19 protein-coding genes are annotated in these 23,341 nt (G+C 43.7%); 6 read left to right on the top strand and 13 right to left on the bottom strand.

Translation table 11 applies throughout. The features are described 5' to 3' along the window. Nucleotides 1-17 precede the first annotated feature (17 nt). Entirely contained in the window at nt 18-1,451 is a 1,434-nt protein-coding gene (locus GKD17_RS15785) for a sensor histidine kinase (RefSeq protein ID WP_007832027.1), read from the bottom strand. Nucleotides 1,452-1,622: 171 nt separating this feature from the next. On the opposite strand from GKD17_RS15785, the gene GKD17_RS15780 reads away from it, so the two are divergent. Together GKD17_RS15780 and GKD17_RS15775 are read left to right on the top strand one after the other, a co-directional pair. Beyond that, a complete protein-coding gene (locus GKD17_RS15780; protein WP_032935497.1) occupies nt 1,623-2,489 on the top strand; it encodes a GLPGLI family protein in 867 nt (288 codons plus the stop codon). A 4-nt stretch (nt 2,490-2,493) separates the two neighbouring features. After that, a complete protein-coding gene (locus tag GKD17_RS15775) occupies nt 2,494-5,154 on the top strand; it encodes a carboxypeptidase-like regulatory domain-containing protein (RefSeq protein WP_007832029.1) in 2,661 nt (886 codons plus the stop codon). 58 nt (nt 5,155-5,212) lie between these two features. On the opposite strand, the gene GKD17_RS15770 is transcribed toward GKD17_RS15775, so the two are convergent. From GKD17_RS15770 to GKD17_RS15755, 4 genes are all read right to left on the bottom strand, one after another. After that, nucleotides 5,213-5,890, bottom strand: coding sequence for an ABC transporter ATP-binding protein (locus GKD17_RS15770; protein WP_007832030.1), 678 nt, complete (start codon nt 5,888-5,890; stop codon nt 5,213-5,215). Then, complete coding sequence (locus GKD17_RS15765) at nt 5,887-6,816, bottom strand: hypothetical protein (RefSeq protein ID WP_007832033.1); 930 nt, start codon at nt 6,814-6,816, stop codon at nt 5,887-5,889. The genes GKD17_RS15770 and GKD17_RS15765 overlap by 4 nt, the downstream gene beginning before the upstream one ends. A gap of 77 nt (nt 6,817-6,893) precedes the next feature. Further along, the gene (locus GKD17_RS23060; protein ID WP_007832035.1) at nt 6,894-7,034 is read right to left on the bottom strand and encodes a hypothetical protein; all 141 of its coding nucleotides are present in this window, start codon (nt 7,032-7,034) and stop codon (nt 6,894-6,896) included. Nucleotides 7,035-7,335: 301 nt separating this feature from the next. Further along, on the bottom strand, nt 7,336-8,010 hold the full coding sequence (locus GKD17_RS15755; protein WP_007832037.1) for a hypothetical protein: 675 nt from the start codon (nt 8,008-8,010) through the stop codon (nt 7,336-7,338). Between the two features lie 351 nt (nt 8,011-8,361). On the opposite strand from GKD17_RS15755, the gene GKD17_RS23790 reads away from it, so the two are divergent. Both GKD17_RS23790 and GKD17_RS15745 read left to right on the top strand, forming a co-directional pair. After that, nucleotides 8,362-8,481, top strand: a complete 120-nt coding sequence (locus GKD17_RS23790) for a hypothetical protein (protein WP_007832045.1) — start codon at nt 8,362-8,364, stop codon at nt 8,479-8,481. Nucleotides 8,482-8,524: 43 nt separating this feature from the next. After that, entirely contained in the window at nt 8,525-9,151 is a 627-nt protein-coding gene (locus tag GKD17_RS15745) for an HU family DNA-binding protein (protein ID WP_338047449.1), read from the top strand. 265 nt (nt 9,152-9,416) lie between these two features. Here GKD17_RS15745 and GKD17_RS15740 read toward each other — a convergent pair whose 3' ends face one another. Genes GKD17_RS15740 through GKD17_RS15730 form a run of 3 tightly spaced genes read right to left on the bottom strand, consistent with a single transcriptional unit; the run spans nt 9,417 to nt 15,021 of the window. After that, nucleotides 9,417-10,796, bottom strand: coding sequence for a TolC family protein (locus GKD17_RS15740; protein ID WP_032935617.1), 1,380 nt, complete (start codon nt 10,794-10,796; stop codon nt 9,417-9,419). Between the two features lie 32 nt (nt 10,797-10,828). Beyond that, a complete protein-coding gene (locus GKD17_RS15735; RefSeq protein ID WP_007832052.1) occupies nt 10,829-13,954 on the bottom strand; it encodes an efflux RND transporter permease subunit in 3,126 nt (1,041 codons plus the stop codon). Next, on the bottom strand, nt 13,954-15,021 hold the full coding sequence (locus GKD17_RS15730; protein ID WP_007832054.1) for an efflux RND transporter periplasmic adaptor subunit: 1,068 nt from the start codon (nt 15,019-15,021) through the stop codon (nt 13,954-13,956). Before GKD17_RS15730 ends, GKD17_RS15735 begins: the two co-directional genes overlap by 1 nt. 167 nt (nt 15,022-15,188) lie before the next feature. Here GKD17_RS15730 and GKD17_RS15725 point away from each other — a divergent pair, with 167 nt between their 5' ends. Next, nucleotides 15,189-16,067 (top strand): helix-turn-helix domain-containing protein, encoded by an 879-nt coding sequence (locus GKD17_RS15725; RefSeq protein WP_007853779.1) that lies wholly within the window; start codon nt 15,189-15,191, stop codon nt 16,065-16,067. Between the two features lie 50 nt (nt 16,068-16,117). Then, the gene (locus tag GKD17_RS15720; RefSeq protein WP_007832059.1) at nt 16,118-16,882 is read left to right on the top strand and encodes a TIGR02757 family protein; all 765 of its coding nucleotides are present in this window, start codon (nt 16,118-16,120) and stop codon (nt 16,880-16,882) included. Between the two features lie 175 nt (nt 16,883-17,057). Here GKD17_RS15720 and GKD17_RS15715 read toward each other — a convergent pair whose 3' ends face one another. The 5 genes from GKD17_RS15715 to GKD17_RS15695 are packed head-to-tail and all read right to left on the bottom strand — an operon-like array spanning nt 17,058 to nt 23,265. Beyond that, the gene (locus GKD17_RS15715) at nt 17,058-19,046 is read right to left on the bottom strand and encodes a glucosamine-6-phosphate deaminase (RefSeq protein ID WP_007832061.1); all 1,989 of its coding nucleotides are present in this window, start codon (nt 19,044-19,046) and stop codon (nt 17,058-17,060) included. A gap of 3 nt (nt 19,047-19,049) precedes the next feature. Next, nucleotides 19,050-19,841, bottom strand: a complete 792-nt coding sequence (gene nagB / locus GKD17_RS15710; RefSeq protein WP_007832064.1) for a glucosamine-6-phosphate deaminase — start codon at nt 19,839-19,841, stop codon at nt 19,050-19,052. A 46-nt stretch (nt 19,842-19,887) separates the two neighbouring features. Next, on the bottom strand, nt 19,888-21,123 hold the full coding sequence (locus tag GKD17_RS15705; protein WP_007832066.1) for an MFS transporter: 1,236 nt from the start codon (nt 21,121-21,123) through the stop codon (nt 19,888-19,890). Between the two features lie 18 nt (nt 21,124-21,141). After that, a complete protein-coding gene (locus tag GKD17_RS15700) occupies nt 21,142-22,338 on the bottom strand; it encodes an AGE family epimerase/isomerase (RefSeq protein ID WP_007832068.1) in 1,197 nt (398 codons plus the stop codon). 12 nt (nt 22,339-22,350) lie between these two features. Further along, entirely contained in the window at nt 22,351-23,265 is a 915-nt protein-coding gene (locus GKD17_RS15695; protein ID WP_007832070.1) for a dihydrodipicolinate synthase family protein, read from the bottom strand. Between the last annotated feature and the right edge of the window lie 76 nt (nt 23,266-23,341).

Below are 23,341 nucleotides of genomic sequence, written 5' to 3'. Positions count from 1 at the left end.
ATGAATTGTTGAAATGATTATTGAGGTAATACAATACTGAAAGTCGTTCCTTTACCCGGCTGGCTGGTCAAGGATACGTATCCGTGGTGTGCTTCGGTGAGAAGTTTTACGTAACTTAGCCCTAGTCCGATACCCGGTATATTTCGGTCTGGTATATGGCTGCCGCGATAAAACTTATCAAAAACCTTGCTTTGCTCTGCTGGCGGAATTCCAATTCCGTTATCTGTTATTTGTATAGTAAGGGTGTGCCCTTTCTGTATACAGGATAAATCAATCCGGACTTCTTTACCGGAGTACTTGATGGCGTTCTCTATCAGGTTGCTGATGATGTTGGCAATATGTACCGGGTCGGCGATGACCAAAGTGGATTCCATTTTATAGTACGGATGAACCGTAACCTGTTTATCGGCAGGTATATTGGTAAGCCGGATTAATTTATTTACGGTTTCCCGTAAATCAAAAGTACGGATGTGGAGAGGCGTGTGTTCATAGTCAGCCCGTGTCATATCCCTTACTTTGGCTAGGTAGGCAGAAAGATTGTCCAGTTCAAACATGGAATCCTTTACTACTTCATCCATTGCTCTTTCGTCTGTACGCATGGACTTGTTGTTGAGAAAGGCAATACACATTTTCAAGGTTTGTACGGGGCGTTTCAGTTCATGTATCATGGTATTTACAAAGCTTTTTCTCATTTCGTCTATTTTCCGTTGTTTCAAAATGGTCTTGATCTGGTAGATAAGGCAGAATACCAAGAGCAGAACTAATATCAGGCTACCCAACAGCTGCCATGCCATTTGTTGGAGAAGGGAGGGGAAAGGTATCTGTATGGATGCCGTCAATGCCTGTTTAAGTAAAGGATTATAAGGATAAACAATATACATTTCAGGTTTGAACAATCGGGTGGAAGAGGTATAGCTTCCATGCCACAGGATAGAATCAGTCTGCATCAGTCTGATATTTGTCAGTTTTATCTGGTTGGCTTGTAATAGTGAATCAAAATTTTCAGCTCGAAAGGGGTGGGTCATCTCGGCTCTATAACGTGTGGCTGCATCAAATAGAATTTCATTGGAAATGTTCTCTACCCGAAAACTGTCGCGGACTATAACACTTTCCTCATTCAACAATGCATTCTGTTTTATCAATGAATCCAGATTATTAATTTCACTTTTTTGTCTATAAAAACTAATGACACAGGTTGTTTTGCCGTTTTGGTTCACCGAATCCGGCATTTCTATTTTGTAGCTCAGTGTATATTTGTGGTTGTTAGTCCGTTTGTCATAGCGTGTATTCATTTCTTCTTTTTCCAGTTGCAGTATTTGTTTATGCAGTTCCTGCATGAACGTTCTCGTTGAATAGCAATATTGGTGGTGAAGCCAATAGCCTTGACCGCCTATTATCAGTATAGCTGTAATGATAGTCAGTATCCATACTGTTTTTATTCTTTTTTCCATCTTTTCTTTTTTTCGTTAAAGCAAAGGTACGGGCTATCCTTAGATATGCAATGTACACGAGGGTTGTTTTTTCATCGGCGTAATATTTCAGTAATAATTTTGTGGTATCGGGAAGGAGAGAAGGACCTAGCTTTGCAGTATAAAATTCATCACTTAAAAACAATTCGGATTATGAAAAAGAAACTGGCAAACCTGTTATTTTGGGCAATCATGGCATTGCCGGCTACGGCGCAGATAACCATTCTCGCTATGGATGATGTGAAGAAAAGCGAACCCATAGATGAATTGGTTTTCCGTGCCCAGTATGAGTTGAAGATGGTAGAGGACACAACTAAGGCCGACCGTCAGCCCAATTCGGAAACGATGATGCTGGAAGTGGGAAAGAAATGTTCGCAATTTTATAGTTACACTACTTATCTTCGGGATTCTACTTTGATCGCTGACTATGCTAATAAAGTGTCCCAAGATGTCTTGCAGCAACATGCCAAGGCTTATGGAAACGGGCGTATTACATATCGGATTTATAAGAACTATCCTACGGGAAAGGTGACAACGCTTGACCGGTTGGCTACCAGTAATTTCCGTTGCGAGGAAAAGAATGAAAAACCGGTATGGACCTTATTACCCGATACGGCTACTATTCTGACTTATCATTGCCGGAAAGCAACTGGTCACTTCCGGGGAAGAAGTTATACGGCATGGTTCACGATGGAAATTCCTGTAAGTGAAGGGCCTTGGAAACTTTGTGGATTGCCAGGTCTCATCATAAAGGCTGAGGATGACCGCCGACATTATTCATTTGAATGTACAGGTATCGAGCAATTCCGTGGACCGAAACCACTTCTTTTCAATGGAAAAGGTTTTGAATCCATCAGTCGTAGAGATTTGAATAAGGTATATGAGCGTTATGCCAAGGACCCGATAGGCTTTATCACTTCTACAGCCCCCAATGTAAAATTGACGGTAAAAGATGAACAAGGTAATACGTTGAAAAACTTTGAGTTACCTTATAATCCGATAGAATTATCTGAAAAATAACAAGATGAAAACAGCAATCATTCTCTCTTTGTTGAGCTTTTTGCTTCATATTCACACAAACGCACAAAACACGATAAAGGGACGGGTAACGGACAAAGTTACCCGTCAGCCTTTGGAATCCGCTACCGTCACTTTGCAACAGAGAGGGGATGGCAATATCATCAACTATACTTTGACAGATGCTGACGGACGTTTTCAACTTTCCTCTTCATCCTTGAAAGACAGGACAATAACGGTATTTTATATGGGTTACAGGAAAAAGACCATATCGGTACTTATCAGTCGTCCGTTAACTATCGAACTGGAGCAGGAAGCTGTCTTGCTGAAAGAAGTACAGATTCGTCCGGGGCGCGTATGGGGACGGCAGGATACCTTGAAATATGACCTCACCCGTTTTACATCTTCCAAAGATCGGAATGTAAGTGATGTGTTGAAAAAACTTCCCGGCATCAATGTGGAAGAGAATGGAACTATAAAATATAATGGAAAAGTGATCAGTAATCTCTATGTGGAAGGTATGGATGTGAGTGGCGGTCGTTATAATCAAATTAATAATAATCTGAAAGCGGATGCCGTACAGGCAGCGGAGGTCATTGAAGGACACCAACCCATTAAGTCCTTGCGTGGCAAGACCTTTACGGATGACGTTGCCTTGAATTTGAAATTGAAACCCGAAGTCCGTTCCCAATGGATTTATACCGTTATGGCAGGGGGAGGTTATGGAGAGAAGGCACTTTACGACGCTTCGTTCAATGTACTGCAATTGAGTCGTAACCGACAGACTGTCTATACTTACAAGGCAAATAATATAGGCCGGAATCTGTTTTCCGACCAACAGAAACTGGCATCCGGCAATAGCTTTGACCGGGTGACGGACAGCAATCCTCCCATTTTTCTTCCTTTACCCGAACCGGCCATGCCCTTGTCGCAAAAAAGGCTGTTATTCAATGAAACGCATACAGCCTCTGCCAACCGCCTGTACCGATTGGATGAAGAAAAGCAATTACGATTTCAGTTAGGGTATATCCATGACCGCACAACCCGGCAATATGGAAGTGAGGAAATCTATTATTTTGCACAAGATACGGTGCATACGGCTACCAACCGGCATGACCGTTTAAAAACCGATTGTCTGAATGGTGAAGTAAATTATGAAGATAATGCTGCAAGTCGGTACACTCGTGAGAATTTTTCGTTTGCAGGAACATGGAAATCAGGAGTTTCGGATATAACGGGTGATAATGTTATTTTCCAAAAGATAAAGAATTCACAATGGGAATTGAAGAATTATTTCAACCAACTTTACACCAAAGAAAAATACACCTGGGGAATCCGGTCGTATATCCGTTACACCCATCTTCCTGCTTTACTGACAGTGATTCACCGCAACCTGCCCGTGTCATCTGCCGATAACAGACTGATTGCCACCTGCATCCACCGTAGGGACGAATTGAATTTGCCTGATAACATCAACGAAAACACATATCGAACTGTCACCGGACAGACATATGAATCTATCCCTATGGAATATGAAGAAATGAACATCGACAATGCCTACACGGATAATGCCCTTTATGGGATGCGGAAAAAGAATGGAGTGAATTACCAGCTTACAGGTGGTTTTCGTGGCGAACTTTCTTCGGTGAGACAGGAGAATAGTTACTCTGTTCCTCGTTATTCCTTCTATACTATTCCCCGTATAGAATGGGAGAGGACTGATTTTTTACTCACCGCTGCTGCCACTGTCTGGTGGAATCGTCTTCCAAAGCAATCTTATTCCCGTTTTTATGCCGCTCCCTCCCTTTATTTTCGCTATAAGTTTAGTCCCCGTTGGAAAATGTCCTTATCAGGCAGCCTGGACGAGAGTGAAGGAGGAATACAGGATATCTATCCTTTCCATTATCGTGAAGATTATCGTACTGTGGTGAAACACACGGGAAAAGTAGCTGTAACCGTCCGGCAACTTTATACCTGCTATCTGGAATACAAAAATACTGTCAAGGAATTTTTCTGGACTTTATCAGCTTCCTATTCCCACAATCGTTATAATCTGATGGCAGAACGTAATTATAAGGACGGTAATTTTTATCTTTCGTCTGTGGAAAGAAATCATTCCTCTTATAGTTACGCCTTGAATACCATAGGGTCGAAAGGGGTATATGACTGGAATTTGAAGACTTCTCTGGAACTGACTTTAGCACGCAATGAAGGTAAACAGTTGAATGAAAATATCGTTCAGAATTACAGGTATGACTATCTGCGCGTCGAACCTAAAATTGTGTGGGCCCCTTCTGCACTTTTTGAGGTTGAATACAAAGCGACGGTCAGTTGTGGGGGTTCCGGAATAGGAAAGGATACCCGTTTAGACCCTTTATGGGATGTAGCTCAACGGCTGACTCTCAGTTTGGGATTTCATGATACGGACTTCCGGTTATCCGGAGAGCATTTTTATAATGATTTAAGCAAGGACCAGCATCTGAATACTTGGCTTGCAGATGTTTCATTGATACATAAATCCGGAAAATGGAGGTTTACCGCTTCTGCTATGAATCTGTTTAATAAGGAACAATATCGTTATACTCTTTATTCTGCTGTGCAGAATTATACTTCTTGGGTAAAACTTCGTCCCCGCGAATTTATGGTATCTGTGCAATATCAGTGGTGAAAAAGAATTGGGATGGAGTTAAACTTGTAGCTTTCATGTAAGGACAGTGCTGTGTGTTTTACTGAAAGTATGAGGTGGACTGTATCTTTTTAGTGTTGCATAATATATCCTCTTCTATCTCTTCTGTTGTTTCTTCATGGTATTCTTTGTAGATAACCCCTTCATTCAGATAGTGGATAATATCACATATTTCCCTTAACGAGGCAATGAGATGTGATGAAATTATCACCGTCTTTTCTTTTGCTTTCAGTTGCCGGATGAGTCTTTTCATCAGGATACACCCCTTCAAGTCCACCCCATTGAACGGCTCGTCAAGAATAAATACGTCATTTTCTTGCAATAATAATGCCATAAATCCCAGTTTCTTTTTCATTCCGGTAGAATATTCGGCAGCATACCTGTCAAGGGGCAGTTGGAAAATTTCATTTAAATGTTGAATGGTGAGTGTACTGACCGGCAGACCTTTGGCCTTCATACAGAATTCCAAGTATTCAAGACCCGTGATTTGGGAATAAAAGAAGTTGGATGCAGACAGATAACCTGCTTTTAAAGTTTTGCTTTTGGTTATGCTTCCAGTATAATCATAGATTCCCGTCATGCAGTTGAATAAAGTAGTCTTTCCGGCACCATTCTCACCCACCAAACCATATATTTTTCCAGGGTGATATTCTAAATGAATCCCGTTTAATACTTTGACTTTACCGAATTTTTTATGTAAATCATTCACTTCTATCATAGTAATCTTTTTAAATGTTTGCGTGTCTGGCAGCTCAACAATGTGGTAAGAGCCATGCCGGGTATTAAAAGAAACGGAACAAAAAGAGAACCTAAATAAAAAGGCATCAATATACTTAATTGCACAATAAACAGCAATAGGGGGGATGGGATGATATGGCGCAACATACTGATGCCAATGGCATAAATCAAGGTGGCGATATAATAAGATAAGAAAAAGAGGATTTCATCTTGGTCATAGGTAGATGCTATAAGTGCTAAGCCGAAAGGAATGGAGGTGATGAAAACATTCCATGCGATACTTTTCGATTGGAAACGGCATAAAGTCTTGAAATTTTTGAAATGAAGAAGATATCCGGTGTCCATTGGTTGCAGATAGCCTGACGCCTGTATCAATCCCCATAGAACGACACACACTTTGTCTATTTTTATATTTCCGTGTACGGTTCCTGCTATGGAAAAAAGCAAGAGTAGGGCATATATCCAGAAAGATTGGCGGAACATCCGTATATATTCATAACTTCCTTTGTAGAGAAAAGGTAAGCGGATAGGTTTGTGTTCCAGCTTAATTTCTTTCAGGAAAGGCAATAACGTGGCGAACAGCCATAAACCGATAGCTTCTGTAAATCGCCCTTTTATCATTTCCATTCCCGCAAATGGCAATGTGATTAAAGTATACTCTTTGATCAGGAAGACTGGAAGATGGGACGTTAAAGTGTGTAGAAACTCTTTATCTTTTCTATAATTATGATAGCTGGCCAATAAGAGAACGCATACCACAGGAATGACGAAACGGTTTTCTGCCAAGAACAATATCATGATGGCAGCCACCGTTAAGATGGTAAGGAAGACTATTCTGAAGATGCCCAGTTCTATGACTATCCTTCCAAAATTTTTTAAACGAAGCAGCAGATACAGCTGAAACATAAAGTGCTTTTTTATTCTAGTTGAGGGTACAAAGGAATAAAATATCCGGTTAAGTACCCTCATAATGGAGTGAAAAATTATTCTTTATGCTCCTCTTTCAGTTCTGCCAACTCTTTGTTCACCCGTGTCAGCTCTTTAATTCTGTCAGATACATAATGGAAGAGGAAATAGTCAGTCAGAATAGCCATCAGCATCAAGATAGATATGGTCAATACCATCCACCATTGATGGTAATTATAAAAAAATACACCGAGGAATATGGTAACAATTGGGTATCCTGTAATATAGCCCCAATGAAATAACTTTTTGTATTGGAGTACATTCTTTATTTTTTTCCAGTTTTATAATTCCGATAAAGTTTAGAGCCAAAACATAAAGCAAGATTCCAAAGGTTAGTCGGCAGAAAGGGGAGAAAGTTACACCTTTGTGCTATAAAAATCTTTGTATTGAAAGTAGGTATTACAGGTCTGTTCTTTCAAATGTAATGATTTAGTAATTTTCTTAATGTAGCAGGCAGGATTACTTTTTGCGGACGTTAAAGCATTTGTCGAAAAAGTCTTTTTTGTTTTTCCCGTAAACATTAGTGTCAAGTCCTTTCCATGTCTCAGGAAATATCTTTTTAGCGAGTTCCACCTCTTCTTTAAGAACCGCAATATTATCAGTCATCAATGCCATGTTCAGTGCGCGGTTAATGCGGAAACTGGCATACTTGAGGCTGTCTGTAGCATATTCTTTTATGAGGATGGCATAGGCGGAATCGGCAGACCGATAATTTTTTTGGGCGGTAAGGCTGTCTCCGAAATAATCTTCAAACATCGCTTTCATTGACCATAAGTCGGCACTGAGGGTGGATTGTTTTTCGGCTTGCCGGAGTACAGATAGAATCTCACGGTACTTTTTGCACGCTGATAAATAACTAATTCTTCCCACATACACTTTTATATTGGTAGGGTCAATGGCTAACGCGCTGTCCAGTTTGGCCCATATTTCCTTGTCGTTTATAGAGATATGTTCACTGTCATTATTAAAGAAGAAAGTGCTGTCCAAAGAAGGAGACCATAGGTTTCCCGCTTCTGCTACCAGACGGTTGGCTTCTTGGGTGTGGAAGTTTTCTTCTGTAGTTACGGGGTTGGAATGGTGTTTGCATGAAGCTGTAAGAGTTAATAATAAGCCAAGTAAAATGGTGGTTTTCATCAGTCTGTGTATTATGGGTATTAGTTTGTTGCCAACACAAAAATACGATAAAAAAGTGATATGTGGCAAAAAGGCAGTAAGAGTTTTGTTGCAAGTGTCGATTTTGCGCATAGGACTTCTTTTTCTAACTCATATATATCAAATATATTTTCAGATGATTGGTTATAACGGTTCTGTTTATATCAGACAATGTTTTCATTGCTTTCCGTGTACATCAAATCACTTCGTATCCTTTTGTTTATTCATTCTATTTTTTACGAAGGGGCCAACTACCTGATTATTTTTCTCCTTAATCCATCTTTTCCGTTATATTAAGCCTTTTTCCCCTAAAGATTAAGTACTTTTGTCCAGATGTGTTCTATCTCCATAGGTTGCGGAGTTGACTCCATAAGCTTTGGAGATAACTCCATAGCCTTTGGAGTTAAGTCCAAAGCTTATGGAGATAGAATACAAAAGGAAGAGAACCCTTAACCATAGAGCAGAAAGGGCTTACGGATACAGATCAAATCTTTTAATGATGGATATAAAATATGATTTCAAGGCCAACCCTTTCAAGGAAAAGGACGGCAAGCCGGTGCTTTATCCGGCGGTAGTGGTGAAGGAAACGATTACTACCGATCACATTGTGAAGGAGTTGTCCAAGCACAGCGCATATTCGGTGGGCTGTGTGGTGGGAGTGCTACAGGAGGTGGCCGATATGGTTGTATCCCATTTGCGGCAAGGGAAAAATGTGCGGCTGGACGGACTGGGTACGTTCTCTCTTGCCTTGTCTTCGCGTGAGGTGACAGACCGGAAAGAGATACGTGCGGCATCCGTGAGGATAAAGAAAGTGAACTTCCGTCCGGTACCGGAGTTAGTCAAGAGGGTACGTCAGGATACGGATATCCTTCGTGCCGAGTTCGGCTTCCTGCCTACGGGGAAGAAGTATACTAAAGAGGAGCGTTGGAAATTGCTGGAAGCTTATTTGAAGGAACACGGTTCCATTACACGTCTGGTTTATTCGGAATGCTTGGGGATGGCGCGCACCACGGCTGCTTATGAGCTGAAGGGTTGGTACGAAGAGAAGAGATTGGACAAAGAGGGAAAGCACTCTCATGCGGTGTATGTGCTGCGCAAGCAGGAAGGTGTTCCCGAAGTTTAGTTTTTTTATCCGTTTGGGAATAAAAAGAGAAGGAAGGTGGTTATACAAGAAAGGGTGGTAGCACTTTTTAAAACTCGGGGTTCTTCTTCATTTTGGGGGCAACACTTCACTACCAAAGTTCGACCAATAAAGACATTCGAATGAATATTCGAAAATAGAGAATAATATATCCCCGAATACAATCTAATAGCCGATGAATAAAGGGATATGAATAAATCACTTGCCCCCAAAATGAAGAAGAACCAAAAACTCAGGGTAGAGACTTTTACAGTTTGTCATGTAAAGTCCCGGCTGCTTTCAGATAAGCCACATAGTTCAGGTAAAGTTGGAAACGGGCATCCACTTGGGTTTCGTATGCCTGTTGCCATAGTGCTTGGGCTTCCAGATGGTCTGAAAGAGTTTCCAGTCCTACTTCGTACTGGCTTTTGCTGACGCGTCGGTTCTCTTCCGCCTGCCACAGGGAACGGTCGGCAAGTTCGCTTTCCAGTTTCGCTTCGTCCAAATTGTTGGCGGCCTGGGTCAGTTCCAGTAGCATTTGCTCGTTCAGATTTTGCTGTTGCAGACGGGTCTGTTCCAGCCTGGCTTTGGCTGCACGTACCTTGTTGCTGCGTTCGCCGAAATGGAAAAGGGGAATACTTACGTTCAACAGGACAGAGAAACTGGCATTATCCAGAAAATTCTTTTCGTTCAGTTCCAAACCGTGTACATAGTCGTATGAACCTTTGATGCCTACTTTGGGAAGCAGTTCGCTGTGGTTTAACTTGACTTGTTGGCGGGCGATGGCCACTTGTTTGTCCAGTATACCGTATTCCGGACGACGGGTGATATCCAGTACCTGTAATTCCATTTCCTGTTCTATTTCCGGGAAATCTCCGGAAATGAGGATCTCCGTGGTCAGCGGTTTTCCTATCAGGTGGCAGAGGTTCATGGTAGCCAGGCGGAGAGCATTCTCGGCTTTGCGTATGCCCAGTTCACTTTCATTCAGTTTCACTTGCACTTTCAGCACATCGTTCTGAGGTTTCAATCCGTGCTTGTAGGCACTCTCCACGTTCTTTTGCAATTCGGCCAATACGGCATGGTATGTGTCGGCCACTGTTTTCATCTCTTTCGCTTTCACTACCAGAGCGTATGCCTGGTCTGTTTTCAGAATGACTTCTGTGGCGGTCAGGGTTTCGTTCATCTGTGCCATTTCTTTACCTAACAGGGACATTTTGTAGGCGGCGCGGATTTTACCGCCCATATAGAGGGGTTGTTCTAATTGTATGCCACCCATGTAGACCCATCCTATCTTGTAATCCAGGTTGATACCGGGAAAATAGGCGAAACCTGAGGGTTGTCCCGGATTAAACTGTCCGGTGGCGTCGGGCAGAAAGACGGGCAGGTTGCCTCCGGCTATGCCATAACTGCCGTCGGCATTGCTGTAAAGTCCGGTTCCACTAGCTGTCAGATTGGGGAAGAAGTTCCCCTTGTAACTCTTGGCTGTGTAGTGGGCGCTTTCTGTTTGTTTTACAGAAGCCGCCATCTCCTTATTGTATTTCAATGCCATTTCACGGCATTCTTTCAGACTCAGTGTTTCCTGTGCCTGTGCCGGGGCGACAAGATGCCATAACAGAAAACAGAAGGGGATTATCATTGTTTTTTTCATTTGTTCTTGGTTTTGTATGTCAGTGAAATAAATCAATCGTTTCTTATTTTGAAGAACAAGGCGTATAATATAGGGATAAAGAGCAGTGTAATCAGCGTGCTGCACAGCAATCCGCCCATGATAGCTGCCGCCAGCGAGCCGAACATGGCATCGGACAGCAAGGGAATCATACCCAGAATGGTGGTCAGCGAAGCCATCATAACAGGACGAAGACGGCTTTGGGAACTGTCTATCAATGCGGTAACAGGTTCTATCCCTTTACTGATTTGAAGGGTGATTTCATCCATCAGTACAATTCCGTTCTTTATCAACATGCCGATAAGACCCAAGGTTCCTACGATGGCCACGAAGTTGAATACCTTCCCCGTGAGCAGCATCACTGCTACCACTCCTACAAAAATCATCGGGATACAGCAGAAGATGATGATAGGCTTGCGGTAGTCCTTGAATAGCATTATCAGGATGGCAATCATCAGAATGATGGCCAACGGGAAGTTCTGGAACAGGTATTTCATGGACTGGTCGCTGGCTATCTTCTCACCTTGCCACACCAGTGAATATCCTTCGGGTAGTTGTATCTTCTCTATACGTTCTGCAATGGCAAGACGTGCTTTTTCCGTTTCTATGCCCGGTGCGGGCGAACACTGTACACGCTGGCTTCTCTGACCGTTGTAACGGGGAACTACCGGGTCTTCCCATCGGATATCAATTCCTTTGCTGATTTGCTTCAGCGGAGTACTTCCCATGATACTTTCCACCAAATCTTCTTTCGAAAGCGTGCCGGCTTTCAGTTTCACCATGGTTTCTTCGTTCAGCAGTCCGTTCAACGAGGGCAGTGACGAGAAGACTTGTGCATTGCCTAAATCTTCTATGGGTTCTCCTTTTTCGTCAAGGCATTTCAGATAGATATTGTTTTTGTGGATGCCTTCGTAGAAAGAGCCGATGGGAATTCCTCCGGTAGCTGTGAGCAGGGAAAGGCTGACATCATTGCGGCTCAGGCCGAGGGCACGGGCGGACGGCTGGTCATATTCGATGGTCAGTACAGGAATCTGAGGTTCCCAGTCGGTGGTGATAAGGCAGACTTCCGGTGTATTTTCCATGATGGTACGGGCGCTGTCTGCCAGTTGGTGCAGAACGGCAGGGTCGGGGCCCAGGAATTGCGCTTCTATGGGATATTTCTTGAACATCAGATTGTATCTTTTCAATTTGATGTATGCGTCCGGATAGGCTTGGGAGAGGTAAGCTTGGATTTCATCTATATGTTCTACCAAGGTTTCCGGTGAGGTGAAATCGATAATCAGTTCGCCATACGAAAGCGATGGGTTGGCAACGCTCCGCACCAGGTTATAGCGTCCGGGCGTACCGCCTATGGAGGTGGTGACGTGGGTTATTTCCTTGCGTCCTTTCAGATAGGTTTCTATTTCTTTCAAATCTTGTGCCACACGAGTGTGGTTGTTTCCTTCCGGCAGTTTGTATTCCATGTAAAGCTGGTCGTAAACCATGTCGGGGAAAAAGCCCTGACGCATGTATGGATAGCCGAAAGCGGAAAGTAGCAACAGGCCAATCATGGTGAATACAAAACTCCACCGGTGGGCCAGACCGAACCGCAGTGCCGAACGGAGACCGGCATAGATTTTACCTTTGTACACACGCTTTCCGGTACTGTCGGTATCTATGGCAGGATGTAGTCTGCGGTCGGCCATCAGCGGTACGTGAATCAGTGCCAATACCCAGCTCAACAGCAGGGAAACGGCAAGTACGATGAAAAGGTCGCGCGTGTAGACTCCTGCGGTGTCGGGGGACATGTAGATAGGTAGAAAGGCGATAATGGCTATCAAGGTGGCTCCTAAAAGAGGCATAGCTGTCTGTCGCCCGATAGCAGTCATGGCTTCCATTCGTTTTTTTCCGGCTTTCAAGTCTACCAGTATGCCGTCTATGATGACGATAGCATTGTCTACCAACATGCCCATTGCCAGTACAAAAGCAGCCAATGATACGCGTTGCATCGTTCCACCTGCCGAATAAAGGAACAGGAAAGAACCGAATACGGTGATGATCAGGCTGATACCTATGATAAGGCCGCTCTTGAATCCCATTGCTATCATCAGTATCAGTACTACGATGATGACGGATTCTATCAGGTTGATGACAAAGGTTCCCAAAGAGCTGCCTACCCGTTCGGGCTGATAGAAGATTTTGTGGCATTCCACTCCGGCGGGCAGACGTCCGGTTTTGAGTTCGACCAACTTGCTTTCTACGGCATGGCCTACTTTTATAATGTCCGAGCCACTGGAGGCGGCGATGAGTATACCGAGAGCACGTTCATGGTCATAAAACATTTCATTGCGTGTGGGATCCTCGTAGTCTTTTTCTATACGGGCGATGTCGCTCAGGCGAAGCTGGTCGTCATCATGTCCCTGGACCAGCATTTTTCCAATATCTTCTACGGTTTTGAATTTATCGTTTACTGTGACTCGGATACGGTTGTCACCATTTTCATAATATCCTGTATAGGTGGTTTTGTTCTGTCCGTTCAAGGTTGCCAGTACTTCTGCAGGTTTAACACCGAGGTTCGCCATACGGTCTTGCAGCAGGGAGATGTTGATACATTCGGAACGCTTGCCGTAGAGTTCCACACGGTCCACGCCTTCCAGTTCGTTCACTTCCCGTTTCACCAGTTCGGCATAGTCGGACAGTTCACGGTCGGACAGTCCGTCGCCTGTCAGGGCATAGAACATACCATATACGTTTCCGAAATCATCCTTGACTATCGGGGTGGTGGCTCCTTCGGGCAACAGGGCGTGGGCGTCGCTTACTTTGCGGCGCAGCATGTCCCAGCATTGTTCCACTTCGTCGTCCGGCACGGTGCTCAGCAGTTCTATCTGTATCAGGGATAAGTCGTTGTATGAATAACTTTCTATATTGTCTATGTTGCCCATGGTGCGGATGTTCTTTTCGAGCACGTCCGTTACTTCCAGTTCTACCTGGTGGGCGGAAGCACCCGGATAGGTGGTGACTACCATGGCAAGCTTTACTTTTATTTCGGGGTCTTCCAGCTTGCTCATCTGATAGCAGGAGTAGGCTCCGCCGAGCAGCAGAACCGCTATCAGGAAATAAATCAGATTCCTGTTACGGAATGCCCATTTGCTGATATCCATTATAATAATCCTCCTATATTTGTGTTAGTGACAAGTGGTAAAGGTTTTACAGTTTCTCCATCCTCGATGTGATGTACTCCCGAGGATACAATCAGCTCTCCCGGTTTCAGCTGTCCGGCAGTGATGAGGCTGTGTCCGTTGTTCAGTAAACGTAGCATGGATATTTCCTGTTTGTGCACTGTGTTGTCCGATGGGTTGAAGACGAATACATACGCTTTGCCTTCTTTTTGCAGGATGGCGCCGGTAGGGACAGAGAGAGTGTTCGTCTGTTCTGTGCGGTAAGAGATGGTGACCATGGTGTTCATTCCGGGAGAGGGAACAGCCGGCGTTCCGGGTACTACTTGCAGGCGCATGGTGTATAATTGGTTTGCATTGGCTTTCGGGGTGACGCTGATTAGTTTCAGCGGATAGGTTTCGCCCGGATAGATGTCAAACGTACAGTGATAATTGTCGAACTGGTCCCGGCGGATGTATTCGGCCGCAGGAAGGTTTATTTCTACTTCGGGAGTCCCGCTGCTGATCATGGATAGGACGGGCATTCCGGCTCCGATGGTTTCGTGAGCTTCAAACAGGCGTTTTTGTACGTACCCGTTGAAGGGGGCGTAGAGCCGTGTATAAGCCAGTTGGTCTTTGTGATGTTTGTACTTGGCAGTGATTTGTTTGAGTCCGTATACAGCTTTGTCATTGGCGTTGGGGGTGGTTCCGTTGTCTTTGTAAAGGGCCATGACTCTTTCCGCTTCCGCTTTTATTTGCTGGTATTCTGCTTCAGTAGCATCCAGTTGTACTTGATAGTCGGTGGGGTCCAGTTCGGCCAGTAATTGTCCCTCCTGCACACGGGTACCGTCTTTTACATGTATTTTGCTGATGGTTCCGCTTACCCGGAAGGCAAGGCTGATATCTTGTGCGGCTTTTACCTTTCCCGGGAATTGCAGGAAAGTTTGCTTGTCGGCAGAAACGATCGTGTCTATTTTTACTGTCTGATAGCCTTTGGCTTCCTGGGTACGCTGTGTGCAGGAACTCAGTAGAATCAAGGAAATACCTGTTAGAATAAGATAAATTTGTTTCATATATCATGCTATTGGTTTTCTGATGCAAAGTTATCCCGAAGCAAGAGGATAGAAAAGGTTGATATGAATGATAAATTGTCCGATTTGTATATTTTCTAGTAGATATATAGCTGAAAAGTTTGCGATTTGTATTTATTTTGCAGTGAATGAATAAAAGAGATAGATGGATGGTCGGACAACAGATGCCTTTTCAGTTTACAGTGCTTTCGAGCAGTGATCCGCATACTTTTAAAGACGGACAGATTATTTCGACATTTAATAAATGTGGCCTTTTCTTTTGCCGGAAAGGAAATGTGGAGGTTTCACTGGAAGATAAGCATTTTCAGATAAATCCCGGTGATGTGTATATTTACATGGCTTCTACCTTGGTGCATCTGCTTCATAAGAGTGGGGATGCGGAAGGAATTATGGTTGAAGTGGATTTAGATTATATCATTCCTATCGTCAATAGGGTGATAAATGTGGAAAACCAGCTTTTTATGCGGAAGCATCCTTGTATATCACTTTCGGATAAGCAACGTATCCATTTGGAGTATCTGTTGGATAATTTGCAGGAAAGGATAGGGGCGGAGGACGTACTGGAAGTGAATTTGCAACAACAACGCCTGACTTTAGAGTTGATTAAGTCAATGGGACAGACTTTTTGCTATGAAATATTGAATATGTATTTCGCTAACCAACCCATGCAGCCTTTGCCACAGAATAAGAAGGATGTGATCTTCCAGAATTTCATGCTGGCTCTTTTCCGTTTGTATAGGAAAGAGCGTGATGTTGCCTATTATGCGAAGATGCAGCACATTACTCCACGTTATTTTTCTACGATCATTAAGGAGAAGTCGGGGAATAGCGCTTTGCAATGGATTGTGCAAATGGTGATTACCGAGGCGAAACAATTGCTTGAAGGATCGGATTTGAGTATCAAGGAGATTGCGAACCAGCTGAACTTTCCTACTCAGTCTTTCTTCGGAAAGTATTTTAAGCAATATGTAGGGATTTCACCTAAAGAATATAGAAAGGACAAGTTAAGGATCAGGAATGGAATTTGATTTCTGAAGACACAATCCACCTTTATGTACAAATTATAAACGTTTTATCTATGACTCAAGAGAAAGAACAAGAGCAATTTATATCTTATATTACAGAACGGCAAACCCATGAGGGCCAGATGGCTGTTGCTGATTTTTTGCGGAAATATGCTTCCCGGTATCATAACTCTGATTTCATTTCTTCTGATCCGGTGCAGTTTCCGCATCGTTATCATTCTAAGGCGGATATTGAAATCAGTGCTTTTTTGACTGCTTTTCTTAGTTTCGGAGCCCGCCCTCAGATACTGAAGGCAGCAGAACGACTGGATTCTATAATGAATCGGCAACCTTTGCAGTATGTGTTGTCTGGAAACTGGAAAATAGATTTCTGTGGTGAGGAGTCGTTCTATCGGACGGTTTCAAAAAATAAGATGGCACAATTGTTTTATTGGCTGCATACTATATATAATAGGTATGAGAGTATGGAGGATGCTCTTCTTTGCGAAACGGATGGAACTCCGATGCAACGTCTTTGCCGTTTGTTTGGAGTGTCGGATAAGGCGCCGCAAAAGAAATTGAATATGTTCCTGCGCTGGATGATCCGTCGCGATTCGGAAGTGGATTTTGGAATCTGGAGGAATTTCTCTCCATGTGAGTTGATTATCCCTTTGGATACGCATGTCAGTGAGATGGCTTTCAGATTGGAGCTGACCCGAAGTAAATCTTATACGCTGAATAATGCGAGAACTATTACTGCGGCTTTGGCTGAGGTTTTTCCCGAAGACCCTTGTCTGGGGGATTTTGCTTTGTTTGGCTATGGGATTAATGAATTATGAAATGTAGTTGGGGGTGTGTTTCTCGAAACAGGTAGCTGTGGTGAGGATGATTATCGGATATCGTTTGAGATAAGTGGAAATCTAAAAATAATCCCCGAGGGATATCACATCCATCGGGGATTTTCGGTTTTTTGGTTAAAGGTTAGTATAAAATTAGGTTAGGTTGTTTCTTAAATTATAGGGGTACGTATTCTACAAAGGCCTCCATTGCTTCATAACATGCCAAACCAAGTTGGTCATACAAAGCGGCTGTACCCCGATTGCGGTCTTCACTTCTTTGCCAGAACAGACGTTCGTCATTGCCCAGGAACGGTGCGCTTTCCATCTGAGACTGATGCTTTAAGATGGAGTTACGTTTAGCACGCAGTTCTTCAGGACTGAACGGTACGGCCATTTCAATGTTTTCAATTTCCCATTCCGCCCATGCGCCACGATACATCCAGATGCGACAGTCTTTCAACCATTCGGCACCGGCTTCTTTCTCGATGTCAATAGCGGCAAGCACTGCGTCTGTGCAGACACGATGGGTTCCGTGCGGGTCGGCCAAGTCACCGGCTACATAAATCTGATGGGGCTTTACTTCACGTAATAACTGCAAAACAATTTCTACATCGGCTTCACTGATGGGATTCTTTTCAATCTTGCCGGTTTCATAGAAAGGCAGATCGAGGAAATGAACACGGTTCAGTGGAATTTGATTGTAAGTGCTTGCGGTACGGGCTTCTCCACGGCGAATCAATCCTTTGATGGTCAGAATATCACGGCTGTCCATATCGCCTTCTTTCTTAGCGGCAAGGAATTTCTTGATTTCAGCATATTTGTTTTTGATGGTTTCGTTGGAGTTTTCATCAAAAAGCTGGTTGAAACCGTTGATGAAGTGCATGAAACGTACTACTTCTTCATCGCCTACGGCAATGTTTCCGGAAGTTTCGTATGCTACGTGTACCTCATGACCTTGCTGAACCAGACGGCGTAAAGTTCCACCCATTGAGATTACATCGTCATCCGGATGCGGAGAGAAAGCAACCACACGTTTTGGAAATGGTTTCGCACGTTCGGGGCGATAGGTGTCGTCCGCATTCGGCTTGCCGCCGGGCCATCCGGTGATGGTGTGCTGCAGATCATTGAATATTTTGATATTTACGTTGTAAGCAGAACCGTAAAGTGCCAACAGTTCGCTCAATCCGTTTTCATTATAATCTTTATTGGTGAGCTTCAGAATCGGCTTTTTAACACGCATACATAACCATACGATGGCACTGCGGATTAGTTTGTCGTTCCATTCACAGTTGGTAACCAGCCACGGACGTTGGATACGGGTAAGGTGAGAAGCTGCAGCCAAATCTATGCAAACATTTGCATTGTTGTGCATTTGGAGATAAGAAGCGGGTAAGGTGTCACTTACTTTGTCTTCCACCGCTTTCTTGATGATATCGGCTTTGTCATCTCCCCATGCCAGCAAATAGATTTTCCGGGCAGTCATAATAGTTGCCACTCCCATGGTGATGGAGCAGGGAGGAAGATTGTCTACTCCTAAGTTGTGTGCAGCTTCAGCACGCGAGGTTGAGTCAATCAAAATCAGTCGGGTAGGAGAGCTCAAGCTTGATCCCGGTTCGTTCATGGCAATATTGCCTTCACGACCAATGCCCATTAATACGATATCTATACCGCCAAAAGTTTGGATACGTTGTTCGTACAGGCGGCAGTATTCGATAACAGCTTCCTGCGGAATCGTTCCGTCGATGGTGAATACATTTTGTTTGTCAATATCGATTTGGCTGAGGAATAAATCGTTCAGTTGTGAGAAACTGCTTCCCGCCCCTTCGGAAGCCAAGGGGTAATATTCATATAAATTGAAAATTACTACGTTACGGAAACTTAGTCCTTCATCTTTATGTTTACGGACCAGTTCGGCATAAAGCGGACGTAATGAAGCACCGGTTCCGGCACCAATCACGCAGAACTTTCCTTCGCGCTGACGTTCCTGAATTTTTGCCGTAATTTCATTGGCTATTTGTTGTACGCCTTCTTCCATCGTTTCATAGATGTCGGTAGGCACTTTTTCGCAGCGGGTTAAGACAGAACGTTCCACCGCATTTTCGGGTTTATAATATTTCGGAGATACTCTGTTCAGAGAAATCTGCGAACTTAGGTTTGTTCTCATAAATTACAAATTAGCTTTTTCGATGTCTTTGAAATATTTGTAAGTACCGACTTTCAGTTCGTCTGTAGCGGCTTCGTCACAAACAATGATGCCATGTTGGTGCATCTGTAATGCGCTGATAGTCCACATTTGTGTGATACCACCTTCAACGGCATGTTGCAAAGCGCGTGCTTTGTTGTGTCCGTTGCAGATAATCAGAACTTCTTTAGCTGAAAGGACAGTCCCTACACCTACTGTTAACGCAGTTTTAGGTACTTTGTTCACGTCATTGTCAAAAAAACGTGAGTTGGCAATGATTGTATCTGTAGTCAATGTTTTGATACGTGTGCGTGAAGACAAAGATGAACCCGGTTCGTTGAATGCGATATGTCCGTCGGGACCGATACCTCCCATAAACAGGTCGATGCCTCCGATTTCGGCTATTTGCTTTTCGTAGTTGGCGCATTCTGCTTCCAGGTCTTCGGCATTTCCGTTTAGTATATGTACATTTTCTTTCTTTATATCAATGTGGTTAAAAAAGTTTTTCCACATAAATGTATGGTAGCTTTCAGGATGATCTTCAGGTAAGCCTACATATTCGTCCATATTGAAAGTAACGACATTCTGGAAAGATACTTTTCCCTGCTTGTTCAGTTCTATCAGTGCCTTGTACATGCCCAGCGGTGAAGATCCTGTAGGACAACCTAAAACAAAAGGCTTTTCAGAAGTCGGATTTGCCGCATTGATTTTACTAGCTACATAGTTTGCCGCCCATTGTGACAGCGCTTGGTAATCAGGTTCGATAATTACTCTCATGGTTCTTTCTTTTTTTAAGTTTTAAGTGTTAAGTTAACTATACGGGTTATTCCATATTATCCGTTTTAGGACGGAGGAATGTCAACTGTACGACCAATGCTATTGCAACAATGATGGCCAACATGGCAAATCCCAGTCCCAACTTACCTCCGTCTGTCCACTTTCCCAAGACTTCGGTAATGGCTGCTCCCGCAAACACGCCTGTCATATTCATGATACCATAGGCGGTAGCACGGTGTTTGGATGATACGAACTGGCATAGAATCGGCATATTGTTGGCATCGAAGATACCATAACCGATACCGAATAATAATCCAGCTCCCACAACGGCTACGAAACTATGGCCGAACCCTAGTAAAAGCAGGGATGGAATAGTAAGTCCCAAGCCGATGGCACCCGTGTACACACGTCCTTTTATATTTCTTTGCACCCACTTATCGGATAAGGTTCCACCAATAATTACACCAATGAACGAGGATAGTGCGATGGTGATAGTCGACATGGGGCCGGCTTGTGACATCGGTATATTCAGGTTCTCGGCGAACAAGGTAGGTAACCAGTTTTTGGTTGCCCATCCCGGTAAACTGGGGGCTGCGAAATATAGCAGAATCACCCAGAATGCAATATTACTGAAAAGTAATGATAATCCCTTCAATAAATTGCTTTTTTCTTTACCGGAAGGTGAATTTATTTGTTCAATTTGTATTCTATCCTTCTTTTCATGTAGAAAAAGCATCAAAATTACGGCGTATGCAATGCCGGCGATGCCGAACCAATGAAAGGTTGTATGCCAGGAAAAAGCGGCGGCTACTGTAGCGCCGAAACCTCCGATGGCCTGCCCGGTGTAGAGCCCGGTCATGTGAATACCGATAGCTAATGAACGTGACTTATCGGAGTGATAGTCGGCGATCAGTGATAATCCGGCAGGAATATAGAGCGCTTCGCTGATTCCCATCAAGGCGCGAAGGAAAAAGACTTCATTATAAGTGTCGGCTATTCCCATCAGATAAGTGACGGCCGACCATACAAACAAACTGCCAACAATAAGCCATTTGCGGTTCATGCGGTCGCCCACCATTCCGGCTATAGGGCTCATACAGCCATATATCCAAAGAAAAACTCCCATCAGTCGCCCAAAATTGGCAGCTGATTGAAGCTCGGTGATATCCACCGCCATGGCATCTCTCATTGTGGATAGCATTTGCCGGTCCATGTAATTCAACAGGGCGACACCCCATAATAATCCTACTACAACCCAAGGATAAATTTTACTGTTTTTCATGCTAATAGATAAAGGGCTTTATAAATGTGATTTTTTGTTGTCGAGTATTTCCTTGCACAATGTATAGCCCTTGATCATCATTCTTGGAATGTGGAACGGGCCTTTGAATAGGTTACCCTTGGCCATTTGTGCAGGCGTGCCGTCACGATGGAGATATCCAAACCATTCTCCACACTCTTTATCAGGAAAATGGGCGTATGTCCAATCGCTGATTTGTTTGTGCATGTCAAGGTATTTTTCATTTCCGGTTGCTAAATATGCATACAAAGTAGCGATGACAGCCTCTGTCTGAGGCCACCAGAATTTCATGTCTTGGGAATAATCCTGTGGCGGAAGGTTCTTGCAGTCTTTGAAGTTGATGATACCTCCGAATTCTTTGTCCCATCCCCACTCCCAGGACCAATCAAAGATAGTGAGGGCCAGTTCCGTAATGTCTTTGTCCCAGTTACGGTATTTGGCTTCTTCCAGCAGAAACCAGGCTGTCTCAATACAATGTCCCGGATTGATGGTGCGGCCCATGTTGCTGTCAATAAATTCTCCGTTGGGACCTACTGTTTCAAGCAAAGCCTTGAATTCAGGATGCATGAAGTCTTTACGTAGCTGGTCGATGGAGGCGTCAATCTGTCCATTGAAGCTTTCGTCCTGAATAGCCTGACGGATACGTGATGCCACATTAATCAGAATCATGGTAATGGAATGTCCTTTCATCGGGAGGGTATCCAGATATTTGGGAGCCAGTATGCCTGGTGTTTCCATAAAATACTGCATCCGTTTGAACAAGTCTAATGCTTTTACAGCATACGTCTGGTCACCGGATGCGATGGCATATTCCGACATGGCGATGGCTGCGAATGACTCCGAAAAAATATAACGGCGTTTGCGCAAAGGAATGCCTTCGGCAGTCACTTCGAAATACATACGTCCGTCAGAGTCAAAACAATGCGCTTCTATAAAGTCTATTGTACTTTTGGCTGCCGCCAGCCATGCTTCGTTCTTTTCTATATTATTATATGCATAGGAACAGATAAAAGCAAATCTTCCTTGGAACCACACTGATTTGGTGGTGTCCATCAAGCTGCCGTCTCGGTCAACGCAGGTATAAATACCTCCATTGACCTTGTCCAGCCCGTATTTCAGCCAAAACGGCATGATATTGGTGGTCAGATCTGTTTTGTATGATTCCGACCATTCTTTTATATAGTCTATTGAAAACATCGTGGTTCAGGTTTATTTGTTACATCTTTCGAAGAAATTGATTGCTTCCAGTTCGGCTTTCATGGCAGCTTCTTCCTCATCTGTCATGTTCTGGAACGGAGTCCGGTTCTTTCCTAAATCCAGCCCGATCAGTTTCATGATGCGTTTACCGCCAACGATGTTTCCACGATAGTGACAGATGACATTGATAACTTCCTGTGCGAAATTCTGGCGTTCGCGTGCCAGTTCCAGATCACCGGCTTTCCATGCTTCGATAATACCTGTGAGTTCTTTGCCGTTATAGTTGGTTGTTCCACCGATACCGCCCTGTGCACCGCCCATAGCCAGACAAGGAAGGATCGTTTCATCCTGGCCGTGCAACATGTCAAATTTGCCATTTTTATATAAACGGCATTGGTTGTATTCATACAGGCTTTCGAAAGTATATTTGATACCGGTGAAATTAGGAATGCGACCGTCTACGGCTTCCAAGAATGCTACCATTGAGAGGAATGCTCCGTTGAAAGCTGGGATGTGATAAAAATAGAAAGGAAGTGCAGGAGCGCCGCATGCTATTTCTTCGCAGTATTTCACCAATTCTTCAATGCGTCCTACTTTGGGGAAAGGAGGTGCCATTGCTCCGATACCCCATGCTCCGATTTTCTGAGCGTGTTCTGCCAGACGTTTGCTTGATTTTACACAAGTGCTTCCTACATGGACAATGACTTTGAATCCTTCGGGTGCTACTTCCATCCAGCGTTCAGCCAGTTTCATGCGTTCGTCTTCTGTCAGCATATAGCCTTCTCCGGAAGAACCATTGATAAATACGCCTTGAAGTCCGTTTCTAACCAATAGTTGGCAATAGGCTTCAATAGGTTCATAATTTACTTCTCCGTTCTCATAAAATGGAGTAAAAGGTGCATCAATTAATCCGTGAATCTTTTCCATAGCCTTTAATTTATTTGAAATGAATATTTTATATTACTTAATCATGTTGCGTGCAAATATATAAATGATTTATGAA

The organism is Phocaeicola dorei (genome assembly GCF_013009555.1).
Lineage (GTDB): Bacteria > Bacteroidota > Bacteroidia > Bacteroidales > Bacteroidaceae > Phocaeicola > Phocaeicola dorei.
Note: the sequence above shows the minus strand (reverse complement) of the source record. Positions and strands in the feature narration are given on the sequence as shown.

Bases quoted from the DNA above. Each gene is read 5' to 3' on its own strand.
- GKD17_RS15785 (WP_007832027.1), bottom strand. From the start codon at position 1,451: ATGGAAAAAAGAATAAAAACAGTATGGATACTGACTATCATTACAGCT.
- GKD17_RS15780 (WP_032935497.1), top strand. From the start codon at position 1,623: ATGAAAAAGAAACTGGCAAACCTGTTATTTTGGGCAATCATGGCATTG.
- GKD17_RS15775 (WP_007832029.1), top strand. From the start codon at position 2,494: ATGAAAACAGCAATCATTCTCTCTTTGTTGAGCTTTTTGCTTCATATT.
- GKD17_RS15770 (WP_007832030.1), bottom strand. From the start codon at position 5,890: ATGATAGAAGTGAATGATTTACATAAAAAATTCGGTAAAGTCAAAGTA.
- GKD17_RS15765 (WP_007832033.1), bottom strand. From the start codon at position 6,816: ATGTTTCAGCTGTATCTGCTGCTTCGTTTAAAAAATTTTGGAAGGATA.
- GKD17_RS23060 (WP_007832035.1), bottom strand. From the start codon at position 7,034: ATGGTATTGACCATATCTATCTTGATGCTGATGGCTATTCTGACTGAC.
- GKD17_RS15755 (WP_007832037.1), bottom strand. From the start codon at position 8,010: ATGAAAACCACCATTTTACTTGGCTTATTATTAACTCTTACAGCTTCA.
- GKD17_RS23790 (WP_007832045.1), top strand. From the start codon at position 8,362: ATGTGTTCTATCTCCATAGGTTGCGGAGTTGACTCCATAAGCTTTGGA.
- GKD17_RS15745 (WP_338047449.1), top strand. From the start codon at position 8,525: ATGATGGATATAAAATATGATTTCAAGGCCAACCCTTTCAAGGAAAAG.
- GKD17_RS15740 (WP_032935617.1), bottom strand. From the start codon at position 10,796: ATGAAAAAAACAATGATAATCCCCTTCTGTTTTCTGTTATGGCATCTT.
- GKD17_RS15735 (WP_007832052.1), bottom strand. From the start codon at position 13,954: ATGGATATCAGCAAATGGGCATTCCGTAACAGGAATCTGATTTATTTC.
- GKD17_RS15730 (WP_007832054.1), bottom strand. From the start codon at position 15,021: ATGAAACAAATTTATCTTATTCTAACAGGTATTTCCTTGATTCTACTG.
- GKD17_RS15725 (WP_007853779.1), top strand. From the start codon at position 15,189: ATGGTCGGACAACAGATGCCTTTTCAGTTTACAGTGCTTTCGAGCAGT.
- GKD17_RS15720 (WP_007832059.1), top strand. From the start codon at position 16,118: ATGACTCAAGAGAAAGAACAAGAGCAATTTATATCTTATATTACAGAA.
- GKD17_RS15715 (WP_007832061.1), bottom strand. From the start codon at position 19,046: ATGAGAACAAACCTAAGTTCGCAGATTTCTCTGAACAGAGTATCTCCG.
- nagB (WP_007832064.1), bottom strand. From the start codon at position 19,841: ATGAGAGTAATTATCGAACCTGATTACCAAGCGCTGTCACAATGGGCG.
- GKD17_RS15705 (WP_007832066.1), bottom strand. From the start codon at position 21,123: ATGAAAAACAGTAAAATTTATCCTTGGGTTGTAGTAGGATTATTATGG.
- GKD17_RS15700 (WP_007832068.1), bottom strand. From the start codon at position 22,338: ATGTTTTCAATAGACTATATAAAAGAATGGTCGGAATCATACAAAACA.
- GKD17_RS15695 (WP_007832070.1), bottom strand. From the start codon at position 23,265: ATGGAAAAGATTCACGGATTAATTGATGCACCTTTTACTCCATTTTAT.